Source organism: Halomonas sp. HG01 (assembly GCF_000968715.2).
GTDB classification, from domain to species: Bacteria; Pseudomonadota; Gammaproteobacteria; order Pseudomonadales; family Halomonadaceae; genus Halomonas; species Halomonas halophila.
Genome location: NZ_CP022134.1, coordinates 2,763,246 through 2,787,958, shown reverse-complemented (window position 1 = coordinate 2,787,958; position 24,713 = coordinate 2,763,246). Strand labels below are relative to the sequence as shown.

The 24,713-nt window shown below is 68.1% G+C and carries 23 protein-coding genes; 17 read left to right on the top strand and 6 right to left on the bottom strand.

Annotated elements, in window-relative coordinates:
- Nucleotides 1-31: 31 nt before the first annotated feature.
- Nucleotides 32-1,357, top strand: a complete 1,326-nt coding sequence (locus UN84_RS13225) for an enolase C-terminal domain-like protein (RefSeq protein WP_046078938.1) — start codon at nucleotides 32-34, stop codon at nucleotides 1,355-1,357.
- Nucleotides 1,358-1,515: 158 nt separating this feature from the next.
- Nucleotides 1,516-3,093 (top strand): aldehyde dehydrogenase (NADP(+)), encoded by a 1,578-nt coding sequence (locus UN84_RS13220; protein ID WP_173835014.1) that lies wholly within the window; start codon nucleotides 1,516-1,518, stop codon nucleotides 3,091-3,093.
- Nucleotides 3,094-3,201: 108 nt separating this feature from the next.
- Here the strand turns inward: UN84_RS13220 and UN84_RS13215 are convergent, their stop codons facing one another.
- Nucleotides 3,202-4,143: an AEC family transporter gene (locus UN84_RS13215; protein WP_046078940.1), complete on the bottom strand. Its 942-nt coding sequence runs from the start codon at nucleotides 4,141-4,143 to the stop codon at nucleotides 3,202-3,204.
- Between the two features lie 614 nt (nucleotides 4,144-4,757).
- Between UN84_RS13215 and UN84_RS13210 the strand changes: the two genes are divergently transcribed.
- The 10 genes from UN84_RS13210 to UN84_RS13165 all read left to right on the top strand — a co-directional run bounded on the left by UN84_RS13210 (nucleotide 4,758) and on the right by UN84_RS13165 (nucleotide 14,711).
- Nucleotides 4,758-5,762 (top strand): TRAP transporter substrate-binding protein, encoded by a 1,005-nt coding sequence (locus UN84_RS13210; protein ID WP_046078941.1) that lies wholly within the window; start codon nucleotides 4,758-4,760, stop codon nucleotides 5,760-5,762.
- A 62-nt stretch (nucleotides 5,763-5,824) separates the two neighbouring features.
- On the top strand, nucleotides 5,825-6,358 hold the full coding sequence (locus UN84_RS13205; RefSeq protein WP_046078942.1) for a TRAP transporter small permease: 534 nt from the start codon (nucleotides 5,825-5,827) through the stop codon (nucleotides 6,356-6,358).
- Between the two features lie 3 nt (nucleotides 6,359-6,361).
- Nucleotides 6,362-7,642, top strand: a complete 1,281-nt coding sequence (locus UN84_RS13200; RefSeq protein WP_046078943.1) for a TRAP transporter large permease — start codon at nucleotides 6,362-6,364, stop codon at nucleotides 7,640-7,642.
- A gap of 28 nt (nucleotides 7,643-7,670) precedes the next feature.
- Complete coding sequence (locus UN84_RS13195; protein ID WP_046078944.1) at nucleotides 7,671-8,813, top strand: mandelate racemase/muconate lactonizing enzyme family protein; 1,143 nt, start codon at nucleotides 7,671-7,673, stop codon at nucleotides 8,811-8,813.
- Nucleotides 8,814-8,949: 136 nt separating this feature from the next.
- On the top strand, nucleotides 8,950-9,747 hold the full coding sequence (locus UN84_RS13190; protein ID WP_046078945.1) for an NAD-dependent epimerase/dehydratase family protein: 798 nt from the start codon (nucleotides 8,950-8,952) through the stop codon (nucleotides 9,745-9,747).
- Between the two features lie 108 nt (nucleotides 9,748-9,855).
- On the top strand, nucleotides 9,856-10,881 hold the full coding sequence (locus UN84_RS13185) for an Ldh family oxidoreductase (RefSeq protein ID WP_046078946.1): 1,026 nt from the start codon (nucleotides 9,856-9,858) through the stop codon (nucleotides 10,879-10,881).
- A gap of 114 nt (nucleotides 10,882-10,995) precedes the next feature.
- On the top strand, nucleotides 10,996-11,724 hold the full coding sequence (locus tag UN84_RS13180) for a FadR/GntR family transcriptional regulator (RefSeq protein ID WP_046078947.1): 729 nt from the start codon (nucleotides 10,996-10,998) through the stop codon (nucleotides 11,722-11,724).
- A gap of 248 nt (nucleotides 11,725-11,972) precedes the next feature.
- On the top strand, nucleotides 11,973-12,788 hold the full coding sequence (locus tag UN84_RS13175) for an alpha/beta fold hydrolase (RefSeq protein WP_046078948.1): 816 nt from the start codon (nucleotides 11,973-11,975) through the stop codon (nucleotides 12,786-12,788).
- On the top strand, nucleotides 12,785-13,645 hold the full coding sequence (locus UN84_RS13170) for an alpha/beta fold hydrolase (RefSeq protein WP_046078949.1): 861 nt from the start codon (nucleotides 12,785-12,787) through the stop codon (nucleotides 13,643-13,645). The genes UN84_RS13175 and UN84_RS13170 overlap by 4 nt, the downstream gene beginning before the upstream one ends.
- Before the next feature lie 13 nt (nucleotides 13,646-13,658).
- Nucleotides 13,659-14,711, top strand: a complete 1,053-nt coding sequence (locus UN84_RS13165) for a patatin-like phospholipase family protein (RefSeq protein WP_046078950.1) — start codon at nucleotides 13,659-13,661, stop codon at nucleotides 14,709-14,711.
- A gap of 4 nt (nucleotides 14,712-14,715) precedes the next feature.
- Here the strand turns inward: UN84_RS13165 and UN84_RS13160 are convergent, their stop codons facing one another.
- Entirely contained in the window at nucleotides 14,716-15,291 is a 576-nt protein-coding gene (locus UN84_RS13160; protein WP_046078951.1) for a Smr/MutS family protein, read from the bottom strand.
- A gap of 190 nt (nucleotides 15,292-15,481) precedes the next feature.
- Between UN84_RS13160 and prmB the strand changes: the two genes are divergently transcribed.
- The 5 genes from prmB (at nucleotide 15,482) to phaC (ending at nucleotide 20,549) form a co-directional block, all read left to right on the top strand.
- Entirely contained in the window at nucleotides 15,482-16,438 is a 957-nt protein-coding gene (gene prmB / locus UN84_RS13155; RefSeq protein ID WP_046078952.1) for a 50S ribosomal protein L3 N(5)-glutamine methyltransferase, read from the top strand.
- Nucleotides 16,439-16,457: 19 nt separating this feature from the next.
- Complete coding sequence (gene aroC / locus UN84_RS13150; RefSeq protein ID WP_173835013.1) at nucleotides 16,458-17,543, top strand: chorismate synthase; 1,086 nt, start codon at nucleotides 16,458-16,460, stop codon at nucleotides 17,541-17,543.
- Between the two features lie 55 nt (nucleotides 17,544-17,598).
- Nucleotides 17,599-17,997, top strand: coding sequence for a DUF6489 family protein (locus UN84_RS13145; protein WP_046078955.1), 399 nt, complete (start codon nucleotides 17,599-17,601; stop codon nucleotides 17,995-17,997).
- A gap of 132 nt (nucleotides 17,998-18,129) precedes the next feature.
- On the top strand, nucleotides 18,130-18,633 hold the full coding sequence (locus UN84_RS13140) for a phasin family protein (RefSeq protein WP_046078956.1): 504 nt from the start codon (nucleotides 18,130-18,132) through the stop codon (nucleotides 18,631-18,633).
- 86 nt (nucleotides 18,634-18,719) lie between these two features.
- Nucleotides 18,720-20,549 carry a class I poly(R)-hydroxyalkanoic acid synthase gene (gene phaC / locus UN84_RS13135; protein ID WP_046078957.1) on the top strand — a complete coding sequence of 610 codons (1,830 nt, stop codon included), beginning with the start codon at nucleotides 18,720-18,722 and terminating at the stop codon, nucleotides 20,547-20,549.
- 162 nt (nucleotides 20,550-20,711) lie between these two features.
- Here phaC and lnt read toward each other — a convergent pair whose 3' ends face one another.
- The 4 genes from lnt to UN84_RS13115 are packed head-to-tail and all read right to left on the bottom strand — an operon-like array spanning nucleotide 20,712 to nucleotide 24,684.
- Entirely contained in the window at nucleotides 20,712-22,169 is a 1,458-nt protein-coding gene (gene lnt, locus UN84_RS13130) for an apolipoprotein N-acyltransferase (protein ID WP_046078958.1), read from the bottom strand.
- 51 nt (nucleotides 22,170-22,220) lie between these two features.
- Nucleotides 22,221-23,090 carry an HlyC/CorC family transporter gene (locus UN84_RS13125; RefSeq protein ID WP_035598886.1) on the bottom strand — a complete coding sequence of 290 codons (870 nt, stop codon included), beginning with the start codon at nucleotides 23,088-23,090 and terminating at the stop codon, nucleotides 22,221-22,223.
- Nucleotides 23,087-23,599, bottom strand: coding sequence for an rRNA maturation RNase YbeY (ybeY, locus tag UN84_RS13120; protein ID WP_046078959.1), 513 nt, complete (start codon nucleotides 23,597-23,599; stop codon nucleotides 23,087-23,089). The genes UN84_RS13125 and ybeY overlap by 4 nt, the downstream gene beginning before the upstream one ends.
- The gene (locus tag UN84_RS13115) at nucleotides 23,596-24,684 is read right to left on the bottom strand and encodes a PhoH family protein (protein ID WP_046078960.1); all 1,089 of its coding nucleotides are present in this window, start codon (nucleotides 24,682-24,684) and stop codon (nucleotides 23,596-23,598) included. Before UN84_RS13115 ends, ybeY begins: the two co-directional genes overlap by 4 nt.
- Between the last annotated feature and the right edge of the window lie 29 nt (nucleotides 24,685-24,713).

The window sequence follows — 24,713 nt, the reverse complement described above, 5'->3', positions numbered from 1 at the left end:
TATTTCGACCGTTACAAGAAGAGGCAATGCCATGTTTCCCAAGATCACCAAGATGAACATCGTGCCGGTCGCCGGCGAAGACGGTTTCCTGCTCAACCTGAGCGGCGGCCATGCGCCTTGGTTCATCCGCTGCGTGCTGGTGCTGGAGGACGAGTCCGGCAACCGCGGCGTGGGCGAGATTCCCACCAGCGAGGGCATCCAGAAGGGCCTGGACAAGTGCCGCGGCCTGGTCGAAGGCGCGCGCGTCAACGAGGTCAAGCAGGTGCTCAGCCGCTGCCGTGACCTGCTGGCTCAAGGCGGCCCCGAGGAGCGCGGTCGCCAGACCTTCGACCTGCGCGTGGCCGTACACGTCATCACCGCCATCGAGTCGGCGCTGTTCGATCTCTTCGGCCAGGCGCTGGGCATGCCGGTCGCCGACCTGCTGGGCCAGTACGGTCGCCAGCGCGACGAGGTCGAGGCCCTGGGCTACCTGTTCCTGCTCGGCGACCCGGACAAGACCGACCTGCCGTACCCGCGCGTGACCGACCCGGTCGATGCCTGGGACGAGGTCCGCTATCGCGAGGCCATGACGCCGGATGCCATCGCCAACCTGGCCAAGGCCGCCTACGACCGCTACGGCTTCAGGGACTTCAAGCTCAAGGGCGGCGTGCTGCGCGGCGAGGAAGAAGCCGACTGCATCCGTGCGCTGCACGAGGCCTTCCCCGAGGCGCGCCTGACCCTGGACCCCAACGGGGCCTGGAAGCTGGACGAGGCGGTGCGCGTGCTGGAGCCGATCAAGCACCTGCTCAGCTACGCCGAGGATCCCTGCGGCCAGGAAGGCGGCTTCTCCGGCCGCGAGACCATGGCGGAGTTCAAGAAGCGCACCGGGCTGCCCACCGCCACCAACATGATCGCCACCGACTACAAGCAGCTGCAGCTGGCCGTGCAGCTCAACTCGGTCGACATCCCGCTGGCCGACTGCCACTTCTGGACCATGCAGGGCGCCGTGGCCGTGGGTGAGCTGTGCAACGAGTGGGGCATGACCTGGGGCTCGCACAGCAACAACCACTTCGACATCTCCCTGGCGATGATGACCCACGTGGCCGCTGCCTGCCCGGGCGAGATCACCGCCATCGACACCCACTGGATCTGGCAGGACGGCCAGCGTATCACCAAGGATCCGCTCCAGATCCGCGACGGCAAGCTGAGCGTGCCGAAGGCACCGGGCCTCGGCATCGAGCTGGACGACGACAAGCTCATGGAAGCCCACGAGAAGTACAAGCGCCTCGACGTCACCCAGCGCAACGACGCCATGGCGATGCAGTACCTGATCAAGGGCTGGGAATTCGATCCCAAGCGTCCGGCCCTGGTGCGCTGAGGCGCGAGCGTCGACGAGAGCCGGCGGCAAGCGGCTCGATGGTATGGCATGTAGATTTAGCATGCTAACGTTTTACACTGCTAGACGGCGTGGCGACGGATGTCGCCCCGTCTGACCCGAACGGCGCCGATCCGGCGCCCTACGACAGGAGAAGCCGCATGACCCTGGAAGGCAAGCAACTGATCGGCCAGCAGGCCGTGCTCAGCGACGGCAAGGCGATCCAGGCCGTCGATCCCGCCACCGGCGAGACCCTGTCCCCGGTCTATCCCGGGGGTGGCCAGGCCGAGGTCGAGCGCGCCTGCGAGCTGGCCTGGGCCGCCTTCGATGCCTACCGCGAGACCGGCCTCGAGGCCCGCGCCGCGTTCCTCGAGACCGTGGCCGACGAGATCGAGGCCATCGGCGATGAGCTGATCACTCGCGCCATGGCCGAGTCCGGCCTGCCGCGGGCCCGCCTGGAAGGCGAGCGCGGCCGCACCTGCGGCCAGCTGCGCCTGTTCGCCAAGGTCGTGCGCGCCGGCGAGTGGCTCGACGTGCGCCTCGATCCGGCGCTGCCGGAGCGTCAGCCGATGCCCCGCGTCGACCTGCGCCAGCGCCACATCGCCCTGGGTCCGGTGGCCGTGTTCGGCGCCTCCAACTTCCCGCTGGCGTTCTCCGTGGCCGGCGGCGACACCGCCTCGGCGCTGGCCGCCGGCTGCCCGGTGGTGGTCAAGGCCCACTCCGCCCACCCCGGCACCTCCGAGCTGGTCGGCCGCGCCGTGCAGCGCGCCGTGTCCAAATGCGAGCTGCCCGAGGGCGTGTTCTCGCTGCTCTACGGCTCCGGCCGCGAGGTCGGCCAGGCGCTGGTGCGCGACGCGCGCATCAAGGCCGTGGGCTTCACCGGCTCCCGCGGCGGCGGCACCGCGCTGATGCAGGCCGCCCAGGAGCGCCCCGAGCCGATCCCGGTCTACGCCGAGATGAGCTCCATCAACCCGGTGTTCCTGCTGCCGGAAGCGCTCCAGGCGCGTGGCCAGGCGCTGGGCGAGGCCTTCGTCGGCTCGCTGAACATGGGCGCCGGCCAGTTCTGCACCAATCCCGGCCTGGTGATCGCCGTCAAGGGCGAGGCGCTGGATGCCTTCGTGGCGTCCGCCGCCGAGGCGGTGAAGGGCTCCGCGGCCCAGACCATGCTGACCCCGGGCATCCATGACGCCTACGTGCAGGGCGTCGACGGCCTGGTCGCCAGCAGCAAGGCCCGCGAGATCGCCCGCGGCAACGCCGGCGACGGCCCCAACGCCTGCCAGACCGGGCTGTTCGTGGCCTCCGCCGAGGACTTCATGAGCGATGAAGCGCTGCAGGCCGAGGTCTTCGGCGCCACCTCGCTGGTGGTCGAGTGCGCCGACCTGGACGAGGTCAAGCGCGTGGCCGAATCGCTGGAAGGCCAGCTCACCGCCACCCTGCAGATGGACGACGCCGACCTGGACGCGGCCCGCGCGCTGCTGCCGACGCTCGAGCGTCGCGCCGGCCGGGTGATGGCCAACGGCTGGCCCACCGGCGTCGAGGTGTGCCACGCCATGGTCCACGGCGGCCCGTACCCGGCCACCTCCGACGCGCGCACCACCTCGGTGGGCAGCGCGGCGATCCATCGCTTCCTGCGCCCGGTGTGCTACCAGAACCTGCCCCAGGGCCTGCTGCCCGAGGCCCTGCGCGACGGCAACCCGGCCGGCGTCAGCCGCCTGGTCGACGGCCAGCGCGAGGCCTGAGTCGCATCACTCTGATTGGCAAGCAGTAGTTTCTTGGCGGCCCTCGGGCCGCCTTTTTTGTAGGCCGGTGCCGTACCGCTGACTGACATGAGGCCCAGATACAGAGGGTCAGACGAGCCCGAGAGCCTTTAGCGCGAAGACGCCCGTGCTGATGGTGAAGAGGCTGATCAGGGTGCTGACCACGATGATGCTGGCGGCCAGCTCCGCATTGGCGCCGGCGCCACGGGCCATGACGTAGGCCACGGCGGCACTGGGGCTGCCCAGGAACAGGAAGAGGATGCCGAGTTCGGGGCCACGAAAGCCCATCGGCAGGGCCAGCAGGACGCCGAGAGCCGGCATCAGCAGGACCTTCCACAGGCTGGCTTCGAGGGACAGTGCGCTGCTCTGCTTGACGGCGGACACGCTGAGGCCGCCGCCGATGCAGATCAGCGCCAACGGCAGCGACAGTGAGGCCAGGTAGTCGCCCGAGGTCATCAGCCAGGCCGGCAGTTCCACACGCATATAGGTGAGGGGGAGTGCTGCCAGGATGCCGAGGATGAGGGGGTTGGTGGCGACATCCTTGAGAATGGCGAGCGGATGCGAGCTGATGGTGGGGCTGTAGACCGCCAGCACGATCGCGGACAGCACCAGATTGAGCACGATGATGGCGCCGGCCATGAGGCCGCCGAGGGACAGGCCGAGATCGCCGTACATGCTCGCCGCCAGCGCCAGGCCGACGATGCCGCAGTTGCCGCGGAAGGCGCCCTGGACGAAGACGCCACGGTCCTCGTGCCGGCAGCGGGGGAGTGCCCATAGCCATATCAGCCCAAAGGCCAGGGTCGAGATGCCCAGGTAAAAGCCGACCAGTTCGAGGTTGAGCGTGCGGCCCGGCTCCGCGCGCAGGATGCTCAGGAACAATAGCGTCGGCATGGTGGCCTTGAACACCAGGCTCGAGGCGGTATTCACGAAGGCCTGATCGATCCAGCCCAGGCGTTTCAGGAGTGCGCCGATGAACACCATGGCGAAAACGGGGAGGCTGACTTCCAGTGTCCCGTGTAGAACGTCGCCCATCTTGCTGTTTCCTCCCTGTTTGCTTTTGATACGCCGGCCAGAGCTTTGCGGGCGTTATTTATGTGTCTTATTTGTATGATGTATTACATAAGAAGGGGCGGCAAGTGTCTGATCGATTGAGGATCATGTTCGAATCGTCAGAGAAGGATGCTGTTTTGCGTCGTTTCGGAGTCGAAGCTGTCTTTTAGCACTTTGGTATAAATGACCTTGGAAACGCTTGTCAGTCATATGCGCCCCGACTAGCTTGTCATTCATATTATGTATTACTTGGAGTGTTTCCCTCTCGGTTTCGTGAAGAATCGTAATAAAAAGGGCCTCTTTAAACTTGATGAATCAAGCCGGTATCTCGGCGTTGTCATCGGTGAATGTCGTCGGGAGAGGCCGCTTCGCCACACCCTGAGTGGAATCCTCAATGGCCAGATGGCTTCCTGCCCAGTGCCCTCGGCATTGGGTTCGATCACCGGCGCATGGCGCATGTTTCTGACGGCGCATCTTGCTGGAGGGGATCTGTCAGGAAGCAACAGAACAGCCGATGAAGCTGTTGCATGTCGTCCGGCGACGGCAAGACAAAAAACCACAATACGCTATCTCATCCTGCACTCGAGGAGTTTGCCATGCTGACCAACAAGATCATCAAGACCAGCAGAACCCTGAAAGTGTTCGCCCTGGCCGGCATCGCGTCGGCCGTCTCGATGTCGGTACAGGCCGAGCAGTGGCGCGGTTGGAACATCCATCCGCCGTCCTATCCGAACAGCATGGCGCTGGAGAGCTTCGCCGAGGAGGTGGCGGAGAACACCGATGGCAGGATCGAGCCCAAGGTGTACCACAATGGCGTACTGGGCGCTCAGCCCGATGCCATCGAGCAGACCCGCAACGGGGCCCTGAATTTCGCCAACTTCAACATGGGCCCGATGGGGCCGATCGTGCCGGCGACGAACATCCTCTCGCTGCCGTTCATCTTCCAGAGCCCGGATGACATGTATCGGGTGATGGACGGGGACATCGGCGAACGCTTCGCCGAGGCGCTGGAAGAGAAGAACCTGGTGGCTCTCTCCTGGTTCGGCTCGGGGGCGCGCAGCCTCTACAACACCGATCATCCGGTGACAACGCCCGGGGACGTCGAGGGGCTCAAGGTCCGAGTCATGAACAATGACCTCTACGTGCAGATGATCGATGAACTGGGTGGCAACGCCACGCCGATGGCCTACAGCGAGGTCTATCAGTCGCTCAAGACCGGTGTCATCGACGGCGCCGAGAACAACTACCCCTCCTTCGAGTCCAGCGGCCACTACGAGGTGGCGAAGTATTATTCCCTCACCGAGCACCTGATCCTGCCGGAATGCCTGTGCGTGGCGAAGTCGAGCTGGGACGAGCTGTCCGAGCAGGATCAGGGCATCGTGCGTGAAGCGGCGCAGAACGCGGCCGTGGAGCAGCGTCGGCTGTGGGAAGAGCGGGCCGAGACCAGCCGCCAGCGGGTGCTCGATGACGGCGTGGAGATCAACGAGGTGACGGACAAGTCGGCGTTCCAGGCCGAGATGCAGCCGATCTACGACGACTTCGTCGCCTCGCATCCCGACCTCGAGGCGCTGGTCGAGGATGTTCAGGCCGCCCAGGAATGATCCTGTCCTCTCCCACGAGGGCCCCGGCGTCAGGCCGGGGCTCCCCGAAAGGATCCGACAACGTGAGCGCTTACTCTGATCACACGCAGGAAGCCGGGGAGGACGGCGGTGCTCGTTCGGTGATCGATGTGGGGCTGGACGGTATCGCCCACGCCTGCATCGTCGTGTCGGGCGTGCTGCTGGTCTTTCTGATCGCGTCCTTCGGCTGGCTGGTCTTCGGCCGCTACGTGCTCAACGACACGCCGACCTGGGTGGAGCAGTCATCGCTGCTGATCGTGGTCTACGTGACCTGCCTGGGGGCCGCCGCCGGGGTGCGCAACAAGAGCCACCTCAGCATCGAGTTCATTCGCGACGGGCTGCCGGCCCTGCCTCGTGCGCTGATGTGCCATGTGGCCGATCTCTTCGTGGCTCTGTTCGGGGTCTTCATGGCCTGGCAGGGCGGGATCATGGTGCTGGACAACCTCCAGCGGCCGATCCCGATGATCGGGCTCTCCGAGAGCTGGCGTGCGCTGCCGCTGGTCATCAGCGGTGGGCTGATGATGCTGTTCGCCGCCGTCAACATCGTCCAGCGCCTCGTCGCGCCTACCGGGAGGTGATCCATGGGACTCGCGATTCTCTTCGGCGTCTTCTTTCTGGGGCTGATCGCCGGCGCGCCGGTGGCCTTCGCCGTGGGCCTGGCGTCGGTCGTCACCTTTCTCTATGAAGGCTTCCCTCTGTTCGTCGGCTTCCAGCGCATTCTCTCCGGCATCTCGGTGTTCTCGCTGCTGGCGATTCCCTTCTTCATCTTCGCCGGCGAGCTGATGCTTCACGGCGGCATCTCCAACCGGCTGGTACGGCTGGCCTCGGCGGCGGTGGGGCGCATGCGTGGCGGGCTCGGCATGGTCAACGTCTCGTCGTCGATGCTGTTCGGCGGCATCTCCGGCTCGGCGGTCGCCGATACCTCGGCCTTGGGCTCGATCCTGGTGCCGGTGATGAAGGAGAAGGGCTACGATGCCGACTATGCGGTCAACGTCACCGTGACCTCCTCGGTGGCCGGGGTGGTGATTCCACCCAGCCACAACATGATCCTCTACGCCGTGGCCGCCGGTGGCGGCATCTCGGTGACCCAGCTGTTCATCGCGGGCATCGTCCCCGGCATCCTGATGTGCCTGGCCCTGGCCGTCGCGGCCTACGTGGTGGCCGTCAAGCGGGGCTACGCCGGCGAGGCCTTTCCGGGCTGGCAGGCGCTGGCCGTGAGCTTCGCCGCGGCGCTGCCCGGCCTGCTGACGGCGGTGATCATCGTCGGTGGCGTGCTGTCCGGCATCCTGACGGTGACCGAGTCCGGCGCCTTCGGGGCCATCTACGCCATCGTGATCACGGGGCTGGTCTATCGTGAACTGCGCTGGGCATCGTTCAAGCAGGCTGTCTACCAGTCGGTGCGCACGACCTCGCTGGTGATGATTCTGGTGGGCTGTGCCTCGGCGTTTTCCTACCTGCTGGCGCTGTACAGCGTGCCGGAGATGCTGAGCCACGCGCTGCTGGCGATCTCCGACAATCCCTACGTGATCCTGCTGATGCTCAACCTGCTGCTGCTCGGCCTGGGCATGATCATGGACATGGCGGCGCTGATCCTGATCTGTACGCCGATCTTCCTGCCGGTCGCCACCCAGTTCGGCATGGATCCGATTCAGTTCGGCATCATTCTGATGATCAACCTGGGGCTCGGGCTGTGCACTCCGCCGGTGGGGTCCTGCCTGTTCGTCGGCAGCGTGATCGGCAAGATCCGGATCGAGCAGGCGGTCCGCACCATCTGGCCCTTCTACCTGGCGCTGTTCGCGGTGCTCATGCTGGTCACCTACGTGCCGGCGGTGTCGTTGCTGCTGCCGTCCTTCTTCCAGTAAGGCTTCTCGTACACGAAAGGATTCCTCGATGAAGATCGAACGCGTGCAGACGCATGTTCTCGATGATCGGCTCGATCAGGCCTTCGAGAGCGCCTCGATGCGCTTCGAGCGGCGCCAGCACTGTCTGGTCGAGATCGTCTGCGACGACGGCACCGTGGGCTGGGGAGAATGCCTGGGACCGGCCAGGGCCAACGCCACCATCGTCAGGCTCTATGCCGACGCCCTGGTCGGGGCCGATCCCCTCGAGACCGAGAAGCTCTGGCTCGACCTCTACCACCGTCTGCGCGACCAGGGGCAGCGCGGCCTGACCATGACGGCCCTGAGCGGCATCGACATCGCGCTGTGGGACATCAAGGGCAAACGCTACGGTGCGCCGGTCAGCGAGCTGCTCGGCGGGCGCTTCCGCGAGGAGATTCGCGCCTACGCCACCGGCTCGTTCCGCCGTGACGGCGTGGACCGGGTGCAGGATGTCGCCGAGGAGGTGGCCGGCCATGCCCGGGAGGGTTTCCACGGCGTCAAGATCAAGATCGGCTTCGACGTCGAGGAGGACCTGCGCGTCATCGCCGCCGTGCGCGAGGCCATCGGCCCCGAGCGGCGGCTGATGATCGATGCCAACCACGGCTATGACGTGCTGGAGGCGATCGAGGTCGGCAAGCGCGCCGAGCGCTTCGGCATCGACTGGTTCGAGGAGCCGGTGTTGCCCGAGCAGCTCGAGGCCTATCGTGCCGTGCGCCAGGGCCAGCCGATCCCCGTCGCCAGCGGCGAGAACTGGCACGGCCGCTACGCCATGCTCGAGCCGCTGGCGACCCGGGCGGTGGACATCGTCCAGCCCGACGTCTGCGGCGTCGGTGGCGTCAGCGAGATGCGCCGCGTGGCCGACATGGCGGCGATGTTCGGCGTGCGCCTGGTGCCGCACGTCTGGGGCACGGCGGTCTGCATCGCCGCCAGCCTGCAGTGCATGGCCGCGCTGCCGCCCAATCCGCCGCGGCGTCGCCCCATCGAGCCGATCATGGAGTTCGATCGCACCACCAACCCCTTCCGTCAGGCCGTGGTCGAGGCGCCGCTCGAGCATCGGGACGGCGTCATGCGCATTCCCGACGGGCCGGGGCTGGGCATCGCCATCGACCGTGATGCCTTGCAGCGGTTCGCGCTAGTGGAGGAGGGCGCATGACCGGGTTGCCCGCCGGCACGCGGCGCGCTGCAAGGCTTCGACTCCGCCTGACAGCGGAGCGACGCTGATCCTGTTTTTCCATTCGCTTCCGTGTCCAAGAGGGCCGGTAGCGACTCGAACGCGAAGGAGGTAACAGATGTTGAATCGGATTCTGGTCACCGGCGCCGCCGGCGGCGTAGGCAAGGCCATTCGCCCCCATCTCTCGCGCTTGGCTCATCGAGTGCGCCTGTCGGACGTCGCCGACCTGGGCGAAGCGGCCGAGCACGAGGAACTCGTGCCCTGCGACCTGGCCGACGCTCAGGCGGTCAAGGCGCTGATGGCGGACTGCGATGGCGTGATTCACCTAGGCGGCGTGTCGGTGGAGAAGCCCTGGGAGGGGATCCTGCAGTCGAACATCATCGGGGTCTACAACCTCTATGAGGCGGCGCGCGACCTGGGCAAGCCGCGCATCGTGTTCGCCAGTTCCAACCATACGATCGGCTTCTATCCGCGCACCACGCGCATCGACAGTCGGGTGCCGCACCGTCCCGACTCCCTGTATGGCGTCTCCAAGTGCTTCGGCGAGGACCTGGCCAGCCTCTATCACGACAAGTTCGGCGTCGAGACGCTGAGCGTGCGCATCGGCTCCTGCTTTCCCAAGCCGGCGGACACCCGAATGCTGGCGACCTGGCTGAGCGTGGAGGACTTCGTCGCCCTGCTCGAGCGCGCCTTCGCCGCCCCGAAGCTGGCCTACACGGTGGTCTATGGTGCCTCCGCCAACGCCGAGCGCTGGTGGGACAACAGCCAGGCCGCGTTCCTCGGCTGGACGCCCCGCGACAGCTCTGAACCCTGGCGCGTGGAGGTCGAGGCCGAGGCCGGCGAGATCGAGCCCGACGACCCGGCGGTGGTCTACCAGGGCGGCAAGTTCGTGACCCTCGGCCATCCCGACGACTGAGCGATGCCTCGCTGGCGCCTCGCCCGATCGACGCGGCAGACCGCCGGCACTTGTCCTGGGGCGGGCGCCGCGCATGAGGCGCCAACCAACCAAAGAGGGGGAGCTGTCATGGACAAGACCGTCACCCTGTCGCTGGGCGCCCTGGAAACGCTGAGTCGGGAGCTGTTGACCCGGCACGGATTCGACGAGGCGCATGCCGATGCCATCACGCGCAGCGTCGTCGCGGCGCAGCGTGACGAGTGTCACTCCCATGGGGTCTATCGGCTGATCGACTGCGTCGAGACGCTGCGTCGAGGAGGCGTCAGCCCCGATGCGACGCCCTACGTCCTGGATGTCTCGCCCGGCATCGTGCGCGTCGATGCCGGCCAGGGCTGTTCGCTGCTGGCCTTCGAACGCGCCCGCCCGGCGCTCATCGACAAGGCCCGCGAGCACGGCGTGGCGCTTCTGGCGCTCAACAACGCCTTCCATTTCTCGGCGCTATGGCCCGAGGTGGAGTCTCTGGCGGACGCCGGGTTGGTGGCGCTGGCGATGACGCCCAGTCATGCCTTCGTCGCGCCGGCGGGCGGGCAGAGGCCGTTGCTCGGCACCAACCCCATCGCTTTTTCATGGCCGCGTCCCGATGGGATGCCCTTTACCTTCGATTTCGCCACCAGCGTGGTGGCCCGCGGCGAAATCGAGCTGCACCGTCGGGCCGGCGATACGATTCCCGAGGGCTGGGCGCTGGATGCGCAAGGGCGCGCCACCCTCGATCCTGACGCAGCGCTGAATGGCGCCATGCTGACGTTCGGAGGATACAAGGGATCGGCGTTGTCGATCATGATAGAGCTGCTCGCAGGCCCGTTGATTGGCGATCTGTTGGGTCATGAGACGTCGCCGGCCAACGAGGAGAGGGCCGGACGGCCCTGGCATGGGGAGTTGATCGTGGTGATCGATCCGCACAGGCTGCTTGGCGATGAGGCGGCGCGTCATCTCCAGCATGCCGAGGCGCTCTTCGCAGGCGTGCTGGAGCAGGGCGCTCGGCTTCCGTCACGGCGTCGTCATGAGGCCCGTCGACGCAGCCGGGAGCAAGGCGTGACGATCCCCCGAGGCCTTTATCAGGAGCTGGTCCGGCTGCGGGATGGCGCTCGAGGCTGAGGCGGCGAGGCGGAAGGTCTATTGGTATGATGTATGATGAATGCTGGTGGCGCCTGCGTCTGTCGTCGGTATCATGTCGGTCATGCGGTGAAACAGTTGGTAAAGGATTCGGAAATGGCGAGATCGTGGGAGGTTCAGCGAGTCAAACGTACGGGCAGCCTGTCCCAGGCTGTCGTGGAGCAGCTCGAGCGTCGCATCACCTCCGGTGAGGTCGCGGTGGGTAGCAAGCTGCCCACCGAGAGCGAGCTGTGCGACGCCTTCGGCGTCAGTCGCACCGTGATTCGGGAGGCGATCACCCATCTCAAGTCGCTGGGGCTGGTCGAGACCCGTCGTGGGGTCGGCACTACGGTGCTGCGCAACGAGGCGGCCGAGGCGCGTCCGGCGGTGCATGTCAGCCCGCGGACCGTGGAGGACATCCTGCAGGTGCTGGAGCTGAGGCTGACCCTGGAGCCGCGGGCCGCCGAGCTGGCTGCCGAGCGGCACGACGAGGAGGATCGTCGGCGGCTGGAGGCGCGTCACGCCGAGTTCATCGCCGCCCAGGCGGCGAACTCCCAGGCTCGGCGCGAGGACTTCGCCTTCCACCACGCGATCATCAAGGCGACCCACAACGACTGCTTCGACCGTCTCTACGAGCCGCTGAGCGACAGTGTCATTCCGCGGGCCAAGCTGCTCAGCGGCGATATCGACCCGCGCGGCACGGCGCGCTATCTGGAGCGGGTGAACGAGGAGCACGTGCGGATTCTGGAGGCCATCCTCGACCGGGACGGCCCGGCGGCGCGCGAGGCGATGCAGCAGCATCTCGAGCGTTCCCGGGCGATGTACGCCCGCTATCGCGAGAGTTGAGGAGCGCCCGAGGCGGCGTTCGGTGGGACGGGGAAGGCGTGCCGCGTCAGCGGGTCAGCCACAGGCCGACCACCACGGCGGCGATCACGGTGGCGAAGAACAGGCGGTTGCGCAGGCGGGTATCGCGGGACGGCTTGTGGGGATTCACGCGGGGCTCCGTTGGGCAGGGTGGCCAAAAGACGACTTGGCGGCCCATGGTATTCTCGTTAGCCTGCCATGGCCACTCGCGCCTCGACACGGATGATGCCATGCGCCGACACGCCCCCGATGCCCCCCAGCCGCTGGTCTTCGCCCATGCCAACGGCTTCCCGGGCCAGAGCTACCGCAGCCTGCTGGCGCCGCTGGCCGAGCGCTTCGACATCCATCCCCTGGACCGGCTCGGCCACCACCCCGACTTCCCCGTTGGCCACAACTGGCTGGCCCTGCGCGACGAACTGCTCGAGCACCTGGCCGAATTCGATGTCCCGGTGATCGGCGTCGGCCATTCCATGGGCGGCGTGCTGATGGCCATGGCTGCGGAGCAGGCGCCGGAGCGCTTCCGCTGCGTGGTGATGCTCGACCCGCCGCTGATGCTGGGGTTCGATGCCCTGGCGATGAAGGCGGTCAAGCGTCTGGGGCTGACCGACCGTTTCACGCCCGCGGGCCGCACCGTCGGCCGACGCGACAGCTGGTCGAGCCCCCAGGCGATGCGCGACTACCTGCGGCGCCGTCGGCTGTTCCGGCGCTTCACCGACCAGGCCCTCGACGACTACGTGGAGGGCGGTACCCGCACCCTGGATGACGGCCGTGTGGTGCTGCTGTTCGACCCCGACATCGAGGTGGCGGTGTTCCGCCATCTGCCCGACCACCTGGACGAGCTGCCGGACACGCTGCAGGTCCCGGTGGGCGTGCTGGCCGGCGGCGAGTCAGACCTGCTGACGCCGCACCGCTGCCGACGGCTGAAGCGGCGCGGCGTGCGTCTGGCCGAGGTGCCGGGTGGCCACATGTTCCCCATGGAGCATCCCGACGCCACCCGGCGTGCCTTGACGACGATGGTCGACGAGATGCTGGAGGCCTCGCCATGACGGCGCCGGAAGCGCTGCGGCTGGCCGACGGCCGCCTCGCCGCCCTGGCCTGGGGAGACGCGTCGGCGCCGACCTGGCTGGCGCTGCACGGCTGGCTCGACAACGCCGCCAGCTTCTCGCGGCTTGGCCCGCTGCTGGTCGAGCGCCTGGGCATTCGCCTGGTGGCGCTGGACTTCGCCGGCCACGGCTATTCGTCGCCGCAGCCGGGCGCGGCCGACGTGGCGCTTTGGGACTACTGCCACGATGTGCTCGATGTCATGGAGGCCCTGAACCTCGAGCGGACCACGCTGCTCGGCCACTCCATGGGCGCTGGCGTGGCCTGCCTGCTGGCCGCCGCCATGCCGGAGCGCGTGGCGGCGCTGCGCCTGATTGACGGGCTTGGGGTGCTGACCACCGAAGCCTCGGATGCACCGGGGCAACTGCGCAAGGGGCTGCGGGCCCATCGGCGGCCGATGTCGCGGGCGCCACGCTATCCTGATGAAGAGAGTGCCGTGGCGGCCCGGGTGGCCGGCGGCGTCACCCCGATCGACGCCGAGACCGTCCGCCCGCTGGTGAGGCGCAACCTGGCCGAGGAGGGCGATGGCCATCTGCGCCTGCGCACCGACCCGCGCCTGCTGCGGGCGTCGCCGGTGCGCTTCACGCCCGAGCAGGCCATGGCCATGCTGGCGGCGATCCGCTGCCCGGTGCTTTGCGTGGAGGGGGAGACGGGGATCCTCGGCGAGCGGGAACGGGCGCAGCGGGCCCGCGCCGCGGTGGTCGACCTGCAGCGGCGCGTGCTGCCGGGCGGGCATCACCTGCACCTGGAGCCGGGCCGGGTGGCGGCGGTGGCCGAGGCGATCGTGGCCGGCCAGGCGTGACGGGAGGCGAGCGATGAAGGCGAGGCAGGAGACCGGACAGGGGCGGCGCGTCTCGCTGACGCTGGGCAGTGGCGGCGCCCGGGGCTATGCCCATATCGGCGTGATCGAGGAGCTGGAGGCGCGCGGCTACGAGGTGGTGGCGCTGTCGGGGTGCTCCATGGGCGCGCTGGTGGCCGGCGTCTACGCGGCCGGGCAGCTCGACCGTTACAAGGAGTGGGTGTGCCGGCTCGACTACTTCGACGTGCTGCGGCTGGTGGACGTCACCTGGAGCCCGATGGGGGCCATGAAGGCCAGCAAGGTGATGAACAAGCTCGACGAGCTGATCGGCGATATCCGCCTGGAGGACCTGTCGATCCCGGTGACCACGGTGGCCACCGACCTGATCCGTCAGCGCGAGGTATGGTTCCAGCACGGCCCGCTGCTCGAGGCGATCCGCGCCTCCATCGCCGTGCCCGGGGTGATCACCCCGGTCCATCGCGGTGACCAGGTGCTGGTCGACGGCGGGCTGCTCAATCCGCTGCCGATCATGCCGACCGTGTCCACCCGCGCCGACCTGGTGATGGCGGTCAACGTCACCGCCCAGAGTTCCCAGCCGGTCACCCTGGAGGCTCTGCTGCCGCCCGACGAGGCGGCCGAGGAACAGGCTCGCGAAGTGGCGCGGGACAAGGGCGCGGTCGACTTCGGCGGCTGGATGGAAGGCGTGCGCGGGGCCACCCGGCGGCTGTTCGGCAACGGCAGCGAGGGCGAGCCCGCCGAGGCCGCGGAGTCAGAGCCGGGGCGCCGCGCCTGGGGGCGGCTGGACATGATCTTGGCCTCCTTCGACATCGCCCAGGCGGCGTTGGCCAAGTACAAGGTGGCGGGCTATCCGCCGGACGTGCTGATCGAGGTGCCGAAGACGGTCTGCGGCGCCTACGAATTCCATCGCGCCGAGGCGCTGATCGCGCTAGGGCGGCATCTGGCCCGTGAGGCGCTGGACCGCCGCGAGCAGGGGCTCGGGCGGGTGTCCGGACCGGAGGTGGTGGAAGCGCGGCCGGTCTCCGCCGAGGGTTCCGGCGAGGAGGCGTAGCGCCTCAGCGTCCGTCGCGCTGACGGCGCAGCATCACGTAGACGGCGCCGGTGCCGCCGTCGGCCTCGGTGGCCGAGCAGAAGGCCAGCACGCTGGGCCATTCGCGCAGCCAGGCGTTGACGTGGCTCTTGATCACCGGGTAATCGGCCTGGCCGGTCCAGGCCTTGCCATGTACCACCAGCACGCAGCGGGCGCGGTTGGCGGCGGCATCGGCGAGGAAGGTTTCCAGCTCGGCGCGGGCCTCTTCCAGGGTGTAGCCGTGAAGGTCGAGTCCCGCCTCCCAGGCGAGCTGGCCGCGCTTGAGCTGCTGGCGGTCGCGATAGGGCATGTCCGGCAGGAAGAAATCCAGATACTCCGAGGGGCGCACCGCCTCCACCCGGCCGTCGGAGGTGCGACCGCTGGCGGCGTCCTCGCCGGCCGAGGTGGCGGCCTCGCGCCGCGCCCGGGCGGCCTCGTCGGCGCGTCGCGGGCGACCCGGGTCGGCACGGTTGCTGCTCAGCGGACGCACGCCGGCGTCGCTCAGGGCCTGGCGGAAGGCGCTGATCTCGTCGTCGTCGGGGCGGTGGCGGCGTCGGCTCATGGGGCTCTCTCGGAGGTCGGCTGGCGATGGCGGTGGAAGAGGTGACGGAGACACGGTCCGAGGCGATGCCCTGCCGGGCAGGCGCCTCTCGAGCCATCCGAGTATACCGGCCCTGACGTGGCTGTGAACCGCCGCCGCGGGTACAATCAGGGCCTTGCCGATTTCCCCACCGTCAACCACAGGATGTCTCGTGGCCGAACCTTCCGCTTCCTCGTCCGCTTCGACCCTGACGCTCACCGATGAGGCCCTCGTCGAGGGGCTGATCACACTCAGGGACTGCCTGCGCTGGACCGCCAGCGAGTTTCACCTGGCCGGCCTGCACTACGGGCACGGCACCGACTCCGCCTGGGACGAGGCCGTGGCGCTGACGCTCGGCGCCCTGCACCTACCGTGGAACGTCGACCCCGGCGTGCAGGAGGCGCGGCTGCTGCCCATGGAGCGTGCGCGCATCGTGGCCCTGGTGCGCGAGCGCATCACCAGCCGTCGCCCGCTGCCTTACCTGCTCGGCGAGGCCTTCTTCGCCGGCCTGCCGTTCAGCGTCGACGAGCGGGTGCTGATCCCGCGCTCGCCCATCGCCGAGCTGATCGAGCACGGCTTCGGCGCCTGGTTCCCGATGGAGCCACCGGCCCGGGTGCTCGACCTGTGCACCGGCTCGGGCTGCATCGGCCTGGCCACCGCCCTGTACCTGCCGACCTGCGAGGTCGACCTGGCCGACATAAGCTCCGAGGCGCTGACCGTGGCGCGGCAGAACATCGCCCGCCATGACGTCGCCGACCGGGTGCGCGCCGTCGAGTCGGATCTGTTCGCCGGTCTCGAGGGCGAGCGCTACGACCTGATCGTCTCCAACCCGCCCTACGTGGACGAGCGCGACCTGGCCACCATGCCCGCTGAGTTCGGTCACGAGCCGGGCCTGGCGCTGGGCGCCGGCGACGACGGCCTGGATATCGTGCGGCGCATCCTGCGCGAGGCCCGCGACCACCTGACCGACGACGGCGTGCTGATCGTCGAGGTCGGCAACTCCGATCGCCACCTGGAGGCCGCCTTCCCCGAGGTGCCCTTCCTGTGGCTGGAATTCGAGCGCGGCGGCCAGGGCGTGTTCGCCCTCACCGCCGCGGAACTCGACGCCCATGCGGCGTCCTTCAGCTGAGCAGTCAAGAGGCACGCCCATGTCCGGCAATACCTTCGGCAAGTTGTTCACCGTCACCACCTTCGGCGAGAGCCACGGCCCGGCGCTCGGCGCCATCGTCGACGGCTGCCCGCCGGGCCTGCGGCTGACCGAGGAGGATCTGCAGCGCGATCTCGACCGTCGCCGCCCCGGCTCGTCGCGTCACACCACCCAGCGCCAGGAAGCTGACCGGGTGCGCATCCTGTCCGGCGTCTTCGAGGGCGTGACCACCGGCACCTCGATCGGCCTGCTGATCGAGAACACCGACCAGCGCTCCAAGGACTACTCGAAGATCAAGGACCAGTTCCGCCCGGCCCACGCCGACTACACCTACCAGCACAAGTACGGCATCCGCGACTATCGCGGCGGTGGACGCTCCAGCGCCCGCGAGACCGCCATGCGCGTGGCGGCCGGGGCCATCGCCAAGAAATACCTGGCGAGCCAGGGCATCACCATCCGCGGCTACATGAGCCAGCTCGGCCCCATCGCCATCGACTTCAAGCAGTGGGACGCCGTCGAGCAGAATCCCTTCTTCTGCCCCGATCCGGACCGGGTGCCGGAGCTCGAGGCCTACATGGACCAGCTGCGCCGCGATCAGGACTCGGTGGGCGCCAAGGTCTCGGTGGTCGCCGAAGGCGTGCCGCCGGGGCTCGGCGAGCCGGTGTTCGACCGACTGGACGCCGAGCTGGCCCACGGGCTGATGAGCATCAACGCGGTCAAGGGCGTGGAGATCGGCGACGGCTTCGTCTCGGTGGCTAGCCGCGGCAGCGAGCATCGCGACGAGATGACCCCGGAGGGCTTTCTCTCCAACCACGCCGGCGGCGTGCTGGGCGGCATCTCCAGCGGCCAGGCGATCGTTGTGCATCTGGCGCTCAAGCCGACCTCCAGCATCACCACGCCGGGGCAGTCCATCGACCTGGAGGGCAATCCGGTGGAAGTGGTCACCAAGGGGCGCCACGATCCCTGCGTGGGCATTCGCGCCACGCCGATCGCCGAGGCGATGATGGCCCTGACCCTGCTGGATCATCTGCTGCGCCATCGCGGCCAGAACGCCGACGTCAGCGTGAGCACGCCGCGGCTGTCCTGAGGCCGCGACTGCTACACTGATCGGCACAGCCACCCATCTTCGACAAGGCGGTCATATGAAGATCAACGTCGAGTTCGACCTGACCCCGGACGAGTTTCGCCGCGCCCTGGGCCTGCCCGACGTGGAGGCCTTCCAGCAGGACCTGCTGGCGCGCATCCAGAAGCAGATGGAATCCGGCGTCGAGGGCTACGACCCGATGAGCCTGATGCAGCCCTTCCTGCAGCAGTCGATGTTCCAGCAGCCCGGCTTCCAGCAGGGGTTGTCACAGGGGCTGGCCAGTTTCGGCAGCTACCAGCAGATGATGCTCGACATGCTCAGCAAGGCCGCCGCGGGAAACCGTGGCGGCGAGGAGGGCGGCAGCGCCGGAGGTAACACGAGCGGTGGTGCCGAGGGCGGCTCGGGCGGTGGCGCCTCGGCGGCCAGCGCCCGCTCCCGGAGCAAGCGCGAGGGCTGATCACGCGCGTGGCTCGCGCGTTTTTCCTGCGGGGCTTGACGCCTGTCATGCGCTTGCAACGACAGGCGTGCGAGACTAGTCTTTGTGCAGTGCAGCACGGCTTTCGTCAGTATTCCTTCGGGAGGAGTGACCATGCAGGACAAGACGTTCGATGCCTTCAACGAACAGACTCGCCAGTTCTTCGAGCCCATGCGCAAGCTGAATTCCCTGATGCTCCAGAACATGGAGCGCGTCAGCGAGTATCAGATGGAGTCTCTCAAGCGCTACAGCCAGATGGGGACCGAGCGCCTTCGCGACGCCACCGAGGTCACCGATGCCGAAAGCCTGCGCGACTTCGGCACCCGCCAGGCCGAGATGATGAACGCGCTCTCTCAGCAGATGCTGGAGGACGCCCGCACGCTCGGCGAGATGAGCCTGCAGTTCAAGGCCGAGCTCGAGCAGCTCTACACCGAATCCGGCCAGGCCTTTGCCGAGCAGGCCGGCCAGGCGGCCGAGGCAGCCAAGCCGGCCGCTGCCGCCAAGCCGGCCGCTGCCGCCAAGCCGACGGCGGAAAAGTCCGAAGCCGCCGAGAAGCCGGCGCCGGCCAAGTCCACCAGCCAGGCGACGCGCAAGCGCAGCGGCGGCAGCGCCAGCTGACCGTTCGACCCGGCATGTGATGGCCACCGCCTCGTGGTACCAGGGGCGGTGGTCCTGCGTTCATGGCAGCGCGACAGGAGGTGTCAATGCAGTCAGGGAGTGAAGCATTCTCGCAGGCCGACATGCAGGCCTGGCAAGCCCAGTTCCAGGCGATCGGCGAGGAGTACCAGGCCCTCCTGGAGGACCTGATTCCGCGGATGGTGCCGGACGATGCGGCCCAGTCCGTCTATGGGCACATGCGCGAGGCCTTCCAGGCCGGGGCGGAGTCGCTGATGCAGGACCCGACCCTGCTGTGGGAGACCCAGTCACGCCTGGTGCAGGATCAGTTCCAGCTGTGGCAGAACGGCATGCGCGCCCTGGCCGGCGAGGCGGTGGAGCCGCTGGTGATGCCTGCCAGGGGCGACCGCCGCTTCCAGGACGAGGCCTGGACCACCGATCCTCACTATCTCGCCATCATGCAGCAGTACCTGCTGTTCTCGCGCTGGGTCGAGGAGCTGATCGAGCGGCTCGACGGGCTCTCCGCCGAGCAGAAGCGCAACCTGGCCTTCTACGCGCGCCAGCTGGTCAACGCCATGGCGCCGACCAACTTCGTCACCACCAATCCCGAGGTGATGCGTCGCACCCTCGAGACCCGCGGCGAGAACCTGGTCGAGGGGCTGGCCCGGCTGCGCCAGGACCTGCTGAACTCCGCCGAGGGGCTCAACGTCACCATGACCGACCGCAGCGCCTTCGCGGTGGGGGAGAACATCGCCGTGACGCCCGGCTCGGTGGTGTACGAGAACGAGCTGATCCAGCTGATCCAGTATGCGCCGAGCACCGAGCAGGTCTACAAGACGCCGCTGTTGATCGTGCCGCCCTGGATCAACAAGTACTACATCCTCGACCTGCGCCAGGACAACTCGCTGGTCAAGTGGCTGGTGGACCAGGGGCACACCGTGTTCCTGATCTCCTGGCGCAACCCCGGCCCCGAGCAGGGCGACCTGACCTGGGCCGACTACATGCAGCTGGGCCCGATCAGCGCCATGGAGGCGATCGAGCAGGCCACCGGCGAGAAGTCGGTCAACCTGCTGAGCTACTGCGTCGGCGGCACCCTGGCGGGCTCCACGGTGGCCTACCTGACCAGCACCCGACGCGGGCGCAAGGTCAAGTCGGCGACCTACATGACCAGCCTGTGGGACTTTCGCGATCCCGGCGAGATCGGCGTCTTCCTCGCCGAGCCGGTGCTCAGCGGCATCGAGGCCAAGCTCGAGCGGGACGGTTACCTGGACGGCCGGATCATGGCCTACTCCTTCAACCTGCTGCGCGAGAACGACCTCTTCTGGTCCTTCTACATCAACAACTACCTCAAGGGCGACGTTCCGGCCCCCTTCGACCTGCTGTACTGGAACACCGACGGCACCAACCTGCCGGCGGCGACCCACGGCTGGTATCTGCGCCACCTCTACGTCGAGAACCGCCTGGTCGAGCCCGGCGGCATCGAGCTCGATGGCGTGAAGATCGACCTGCGCAAGATCTCGGTGCCGAGCTACTTCGTTTCCACCCGCGACGACCACATCGCCAAGTGGAACAGCACCTACCACGGGGCGCTGCTGCCCAAGGGGCCGGTCACGTTCGTGCTGGGCGGGTCCGGCCATATCGCCGGCATCGTCAACCCGCCGCACAAGAACAAGTACGGCTTCTGGACCAACGACGAGCTCCCTCCGACCCCGGAGGAGTGGCTGGAAGGGGCCAAGGCCCACGAGGGCTCCTGGTGGCCGCACTGGCAGGCCTGGATGACCGACAACGGCTACGCCGACGCCGAGAAGATGGTGCCGGCCCGCCAGCCCGGCGACGGCGAGCTGGATATCCTCGAGCCGGCGCCCGGGCGCTACGTGAAGATGACCATTCCCGAGGTGCTGGGCGAGCACCAGGCCTGAGTGGGAAGAGCGCCGCTTCGCGGCGGGAAGCACCGGGCTTCGCCTGACGCCAGAAGAGTTAAGAGCGGCGCTTCGCGCCTGGAAGCTGGAAGAAAACCGCCCCCAGGTACCTTGCCTGGGGGCGGTTCTTTTTACGCTGCGTTCCAGCTTCCAGCTTCCAGCTTACGACTTCCGGCGTCGCAGCCCCGGCAGCACCAGCAGCGCGCCGAGCAGCCAGATCGGCCAGCTGCCGATATGCGAGAAAGGTGTCAGGCCGGCCATCGGCGTGACCTCGCCGGTGAGCGTGGCGACCTCGAACTGCGGTGCCCGCTCGGTCACGCGGCCCTGGGCATCGATCAGCGCGGTGACGCCGTTGCTGGTCGCGCGGATCACCGGCCGGCCGTTCTCCAGCGCCCGCAGGCGAGCCATCTGCAGGTGCTGCAGCGGACCGATGGAGGCGCCGAACCAGGTGTCGTTGGAGACCGTGAGGATCACGTTCGAGCGCCTGGCCTGTTCGGCGACCAGATCGGCGTAGATGATCTCGTAGCAGATGGCATTGCCGATGCGGGTGCCGGCCGCCACCAGCGGTGCCTGCCGGGCCGGCCCGGGGGTCATGGCCGGCATCGGCAGGTCGAAGAAGGCGATGGCGCCGCGCAGCAGGCTTTCCAGCGGCAGGTACTCGCCGAACGGCACCAGATGGCGCTTGAGATAGCGCTCGCCGTCGGCGACGTCGAGCACGCCGTTGTAGTAGCGGCCGTCCTCGCGGGTCAAAATGCCGGTGAGCAGCGTGCTCTCCGGCGGCAGCAGGGTCTGGGCGCGCTCGAGGATCGGCCGGGCCTGGTCGGCGAACATCGGCAGCGCCGCCTCGGGCCAGATCACCAGGTCCGGGGCCTCGTCCAGCTCGGCGGTCAGCGACAGATAGGTGTTAGCGGCCTGGCGCCGGCCCTCCGGCGTCCACTTGATCAGCTGGGGCAGGTTGCCCTGCAGGAGGGCGACGCGCAGCGGATCGCCGGCGGGCGTCGTCCACTGGGCAGGCAGCGCCAGCGGCGTGAGCCACAGCACGGCCAGCGGCAGGGTGGCCCACCAGCGCCGGCGCAGCAGCGACACGCCGAGCGCGCCGGTGAGGGCCACGATCAGCGACAGCAGATAGACGCCGCCGACCGGCGCCCAGGGGGCCAGCGGGGAATCCACCTGGCCGCTGCCCAGCAGCAGCCACGGGAAGCCGGTGAACAGCCAGGTGCGCAGCGCCTCGCCGAGCACCCAGGCGCCGGCGAAGGTCAGCACCGACAGCCGCGGCCCGCACAGGCGCCGGTAGAGGCCCAGGGTGACGGCGAAGAACAGCGACAGGGCGGCGACGAACAGCACGGTCAGCGCCAGCGCCAGCGGCACCCCCGTGTAGCCGTAGTCGTGGATCGAGACATAGACCCAGGAGGCACCGGCGCCGAACAGGCCGAGCCCGTAGCACCAGCCGCGCCAGGCGGCCTGACGGGCATTGAGCGATGGCAGCCCGGCGTAGAGCAGGCCGGCCGCCACCGGGGCCAGCCACCAGAGCTGAAACGGGGCGGCGGACAGGGTGGTGAGCACGCCGGCGGCGATCGCCGCCAGGGGCCCGAGGAACCGATGAAGGCGAGAGGGCGTCATGGCACCGTCCTTGGTGAAGATGGCCAGAGGTAAAGAGGGTGAGAGGCGGGATCAGTCCTCGCCGGACGCCGAGGCCGGCTCGGCCTCGAGCAGGCGGATGCGTCGGTTGTCGGCGTTGAGCACCGTGAAGCGCCAGCCACCGATCTCGGTGTGCTCGCCGCGGCCGGGGAGGTGGCCGAAACGCTGCATGACCAGGCCGCCGAGGGTGTCGAATTCCTCGTCGGAGAAGCGCGTGCCGAAGCGCTCGTTGAAGTCCTCGATGGGGGTCAGGGCGCGTATCGCGAAGCGTGACTCGCCGAGCGCGCGGATGTCCTCTTCCTCGTCGGTGTCGTGCTCGTCCTCGATGTCGCCGACGATCTCCTCGAGGATGTCCTCGATGGTGATGATGCCGGCGGTGCCGCCATACTCGTCCACCACCACAGCCATGTGGTTGTGGGTATCGCGGAATTCCTTGAGCAGGCTGTTCAGGCGCTTGGACTCCGGCACGAACATGGCCGGGCGCAGCACCTCCTCGAGCTGGAAGGGATGGCCGTTATCCTGGCCCTGGCGCAGCAGCGGCAGCAGGTCCTTGACCAGCAGGATGCCCTTCACCTCGTCGAGGTTCTCGCCGACCACCGGATAGCGGGAGTGGCCGGTCTCGAGGATCACCGGCAGGTATTCCTCGAGGGGCTGGTCGAGGCCGATGGCGGTGATCTGCGAGCGCGGGATCAGCACTTCGCGGACCTGTTGATCGCTGATGTTCAGGGCGCCCTCGATGATCATCATGGCGTCCTGCTCGAGCTTGAGCCGGGTCGCCGCCTGGCGCAGAAAGGCCAGCAGCTCGTCCCGCGAGCTCGGTTCGTCGCTGTCGCTGGACAGGGCGCTGAACAACTTGTCGAACCAGGACTTGTTGCCCTGGCCGGTCGATCGGTCTTCGCTCATGCGTCGGCTCTCTCGTCATCGGGGTCGGAATCGCGATGCGGCGGGCCCGAGGCCCGGTAGGGGTCGCCGATGCCGAGGCCGGCGAGGATGTCCCGCTCCAGCGCTTCCATGACCTCGGCCTCGTCGTCCTCGATATGGTCGTAGCCCATCAGGTGCAGGGTGCCGTGAACCACCATATGAGCGTAGTGATCGCCGAGCGCCTTGTCCTGATCGCGGGCCTCGTCGGTCACCACCGGGTGGCAGATCACCAGATCGCCGAGCAGCGGCAGCGGCACGCCCGGCGGGCACTCGAAGGGGAAGGACAGCACGTTGGTGGGCTTGTCCTTGCCGCGGTAGTCGCGGTTGAGCGCCTGGCTCTCGTCGGCGTCGACGAAGCGCACCGTCAGTTCTTGACGGGTCTCGTCGGGCAGGCGGGCCAGCACGGCGCCCACCCAGGCCTCGAGCTCGGCCTGACTGGGCAGGCCCTCGGCGTCGATGGCCTGCTGGCGGTCGACCTCGGCCAGGCTCATTCCTCGTCCTCGCGGCCGTTCTGTCGCTCGAGGCGCTCCAGGCGGATGGCTTCGCGTTCCTGCTCGCGGGCCTCGCGCTTGGCGCGGGCCTGGGCCTCTTCCTCGGCTTCGAACTGGTCGTAGGCCTCGATGATGCGCTGTACCAGCGGGTGGCGGACCACGTCCTTGGCGGCGAAGTGGGTCACGCCGATGCCCGGGGTGCCGTCGAGCACGTCGAGCACCTGGATCAGCCCGGAGGCCTGGCCGCGGGGCAGGTCGACCTGGGTGATGTCGCCGGTGATCACCGCGGTGGAGCCGAAGCCGATGCGGGTCAGGAACATCTTCATCTGCTCGCGGGTGGTGTTCTGGCTCTCGTCGAGGATGATGAAGGCGTTGTTCAGGGTGCGCCCGCGCATGTAGGCCAGCGGGGCGATCTCGATCACCTGGCGCTCGATCAGCTTGGCGACCTGCTCGAAGCCGATCATCTCGTACAGGGCGTCGTAGAGCGGGCGCAGGTAGGGGTCGATCTTCTGTGCCAGGTCGCCGGGCAGGAAGCCGAGCTTCTCGCCGGCCTCGACCGCCGGACGCACCAGCAGGATGCGGCGCACCTGCTGCTGGTTCAGCGCTTCCACTGCGGCGGCGACGGCCAGGTAGGTCTTGCCGGTGCCGGCCGGGCCGATGCCGAAGTTGATGTCGTGGTCGCGGATGCTCGAGACATAGCTCTGCTGGTTGAGCCCGCGGGGCTTGATCAGCGCCTTGGGCGTGCGCAGCAGGACTTCGGCCTCGCCGCTGCCGCCTTCTTCCTCCTCCAGGGCCTCGAGGCCGGATTCCTGCAGGAAGAGGTGCACGGTGTCCGGGGTCAGCTCGCCGGCCTCGGTCTCGCGATAGAGGTGCTCGACGACGTTGGAGGCGGCCTTGACCCGGGGGCCGGGGCCGGCCAGCTGGAAGACGTTGCCCCGGTTGCGCAGGGTGACGCCGAGGCGTTCCTCGATCAGCTTGAGGTGCTCGTCCTGCTGACCGCAGAGGTTGGCCAGGCGCTGGGGATCGTTGGGCTCGAGATTCAGGGTGATGACGCGGTTGGCCGCGGAGGCTGCTGGCTGGCTCAAGACGGGCAAGTCCGTGAGTTGATGGATGT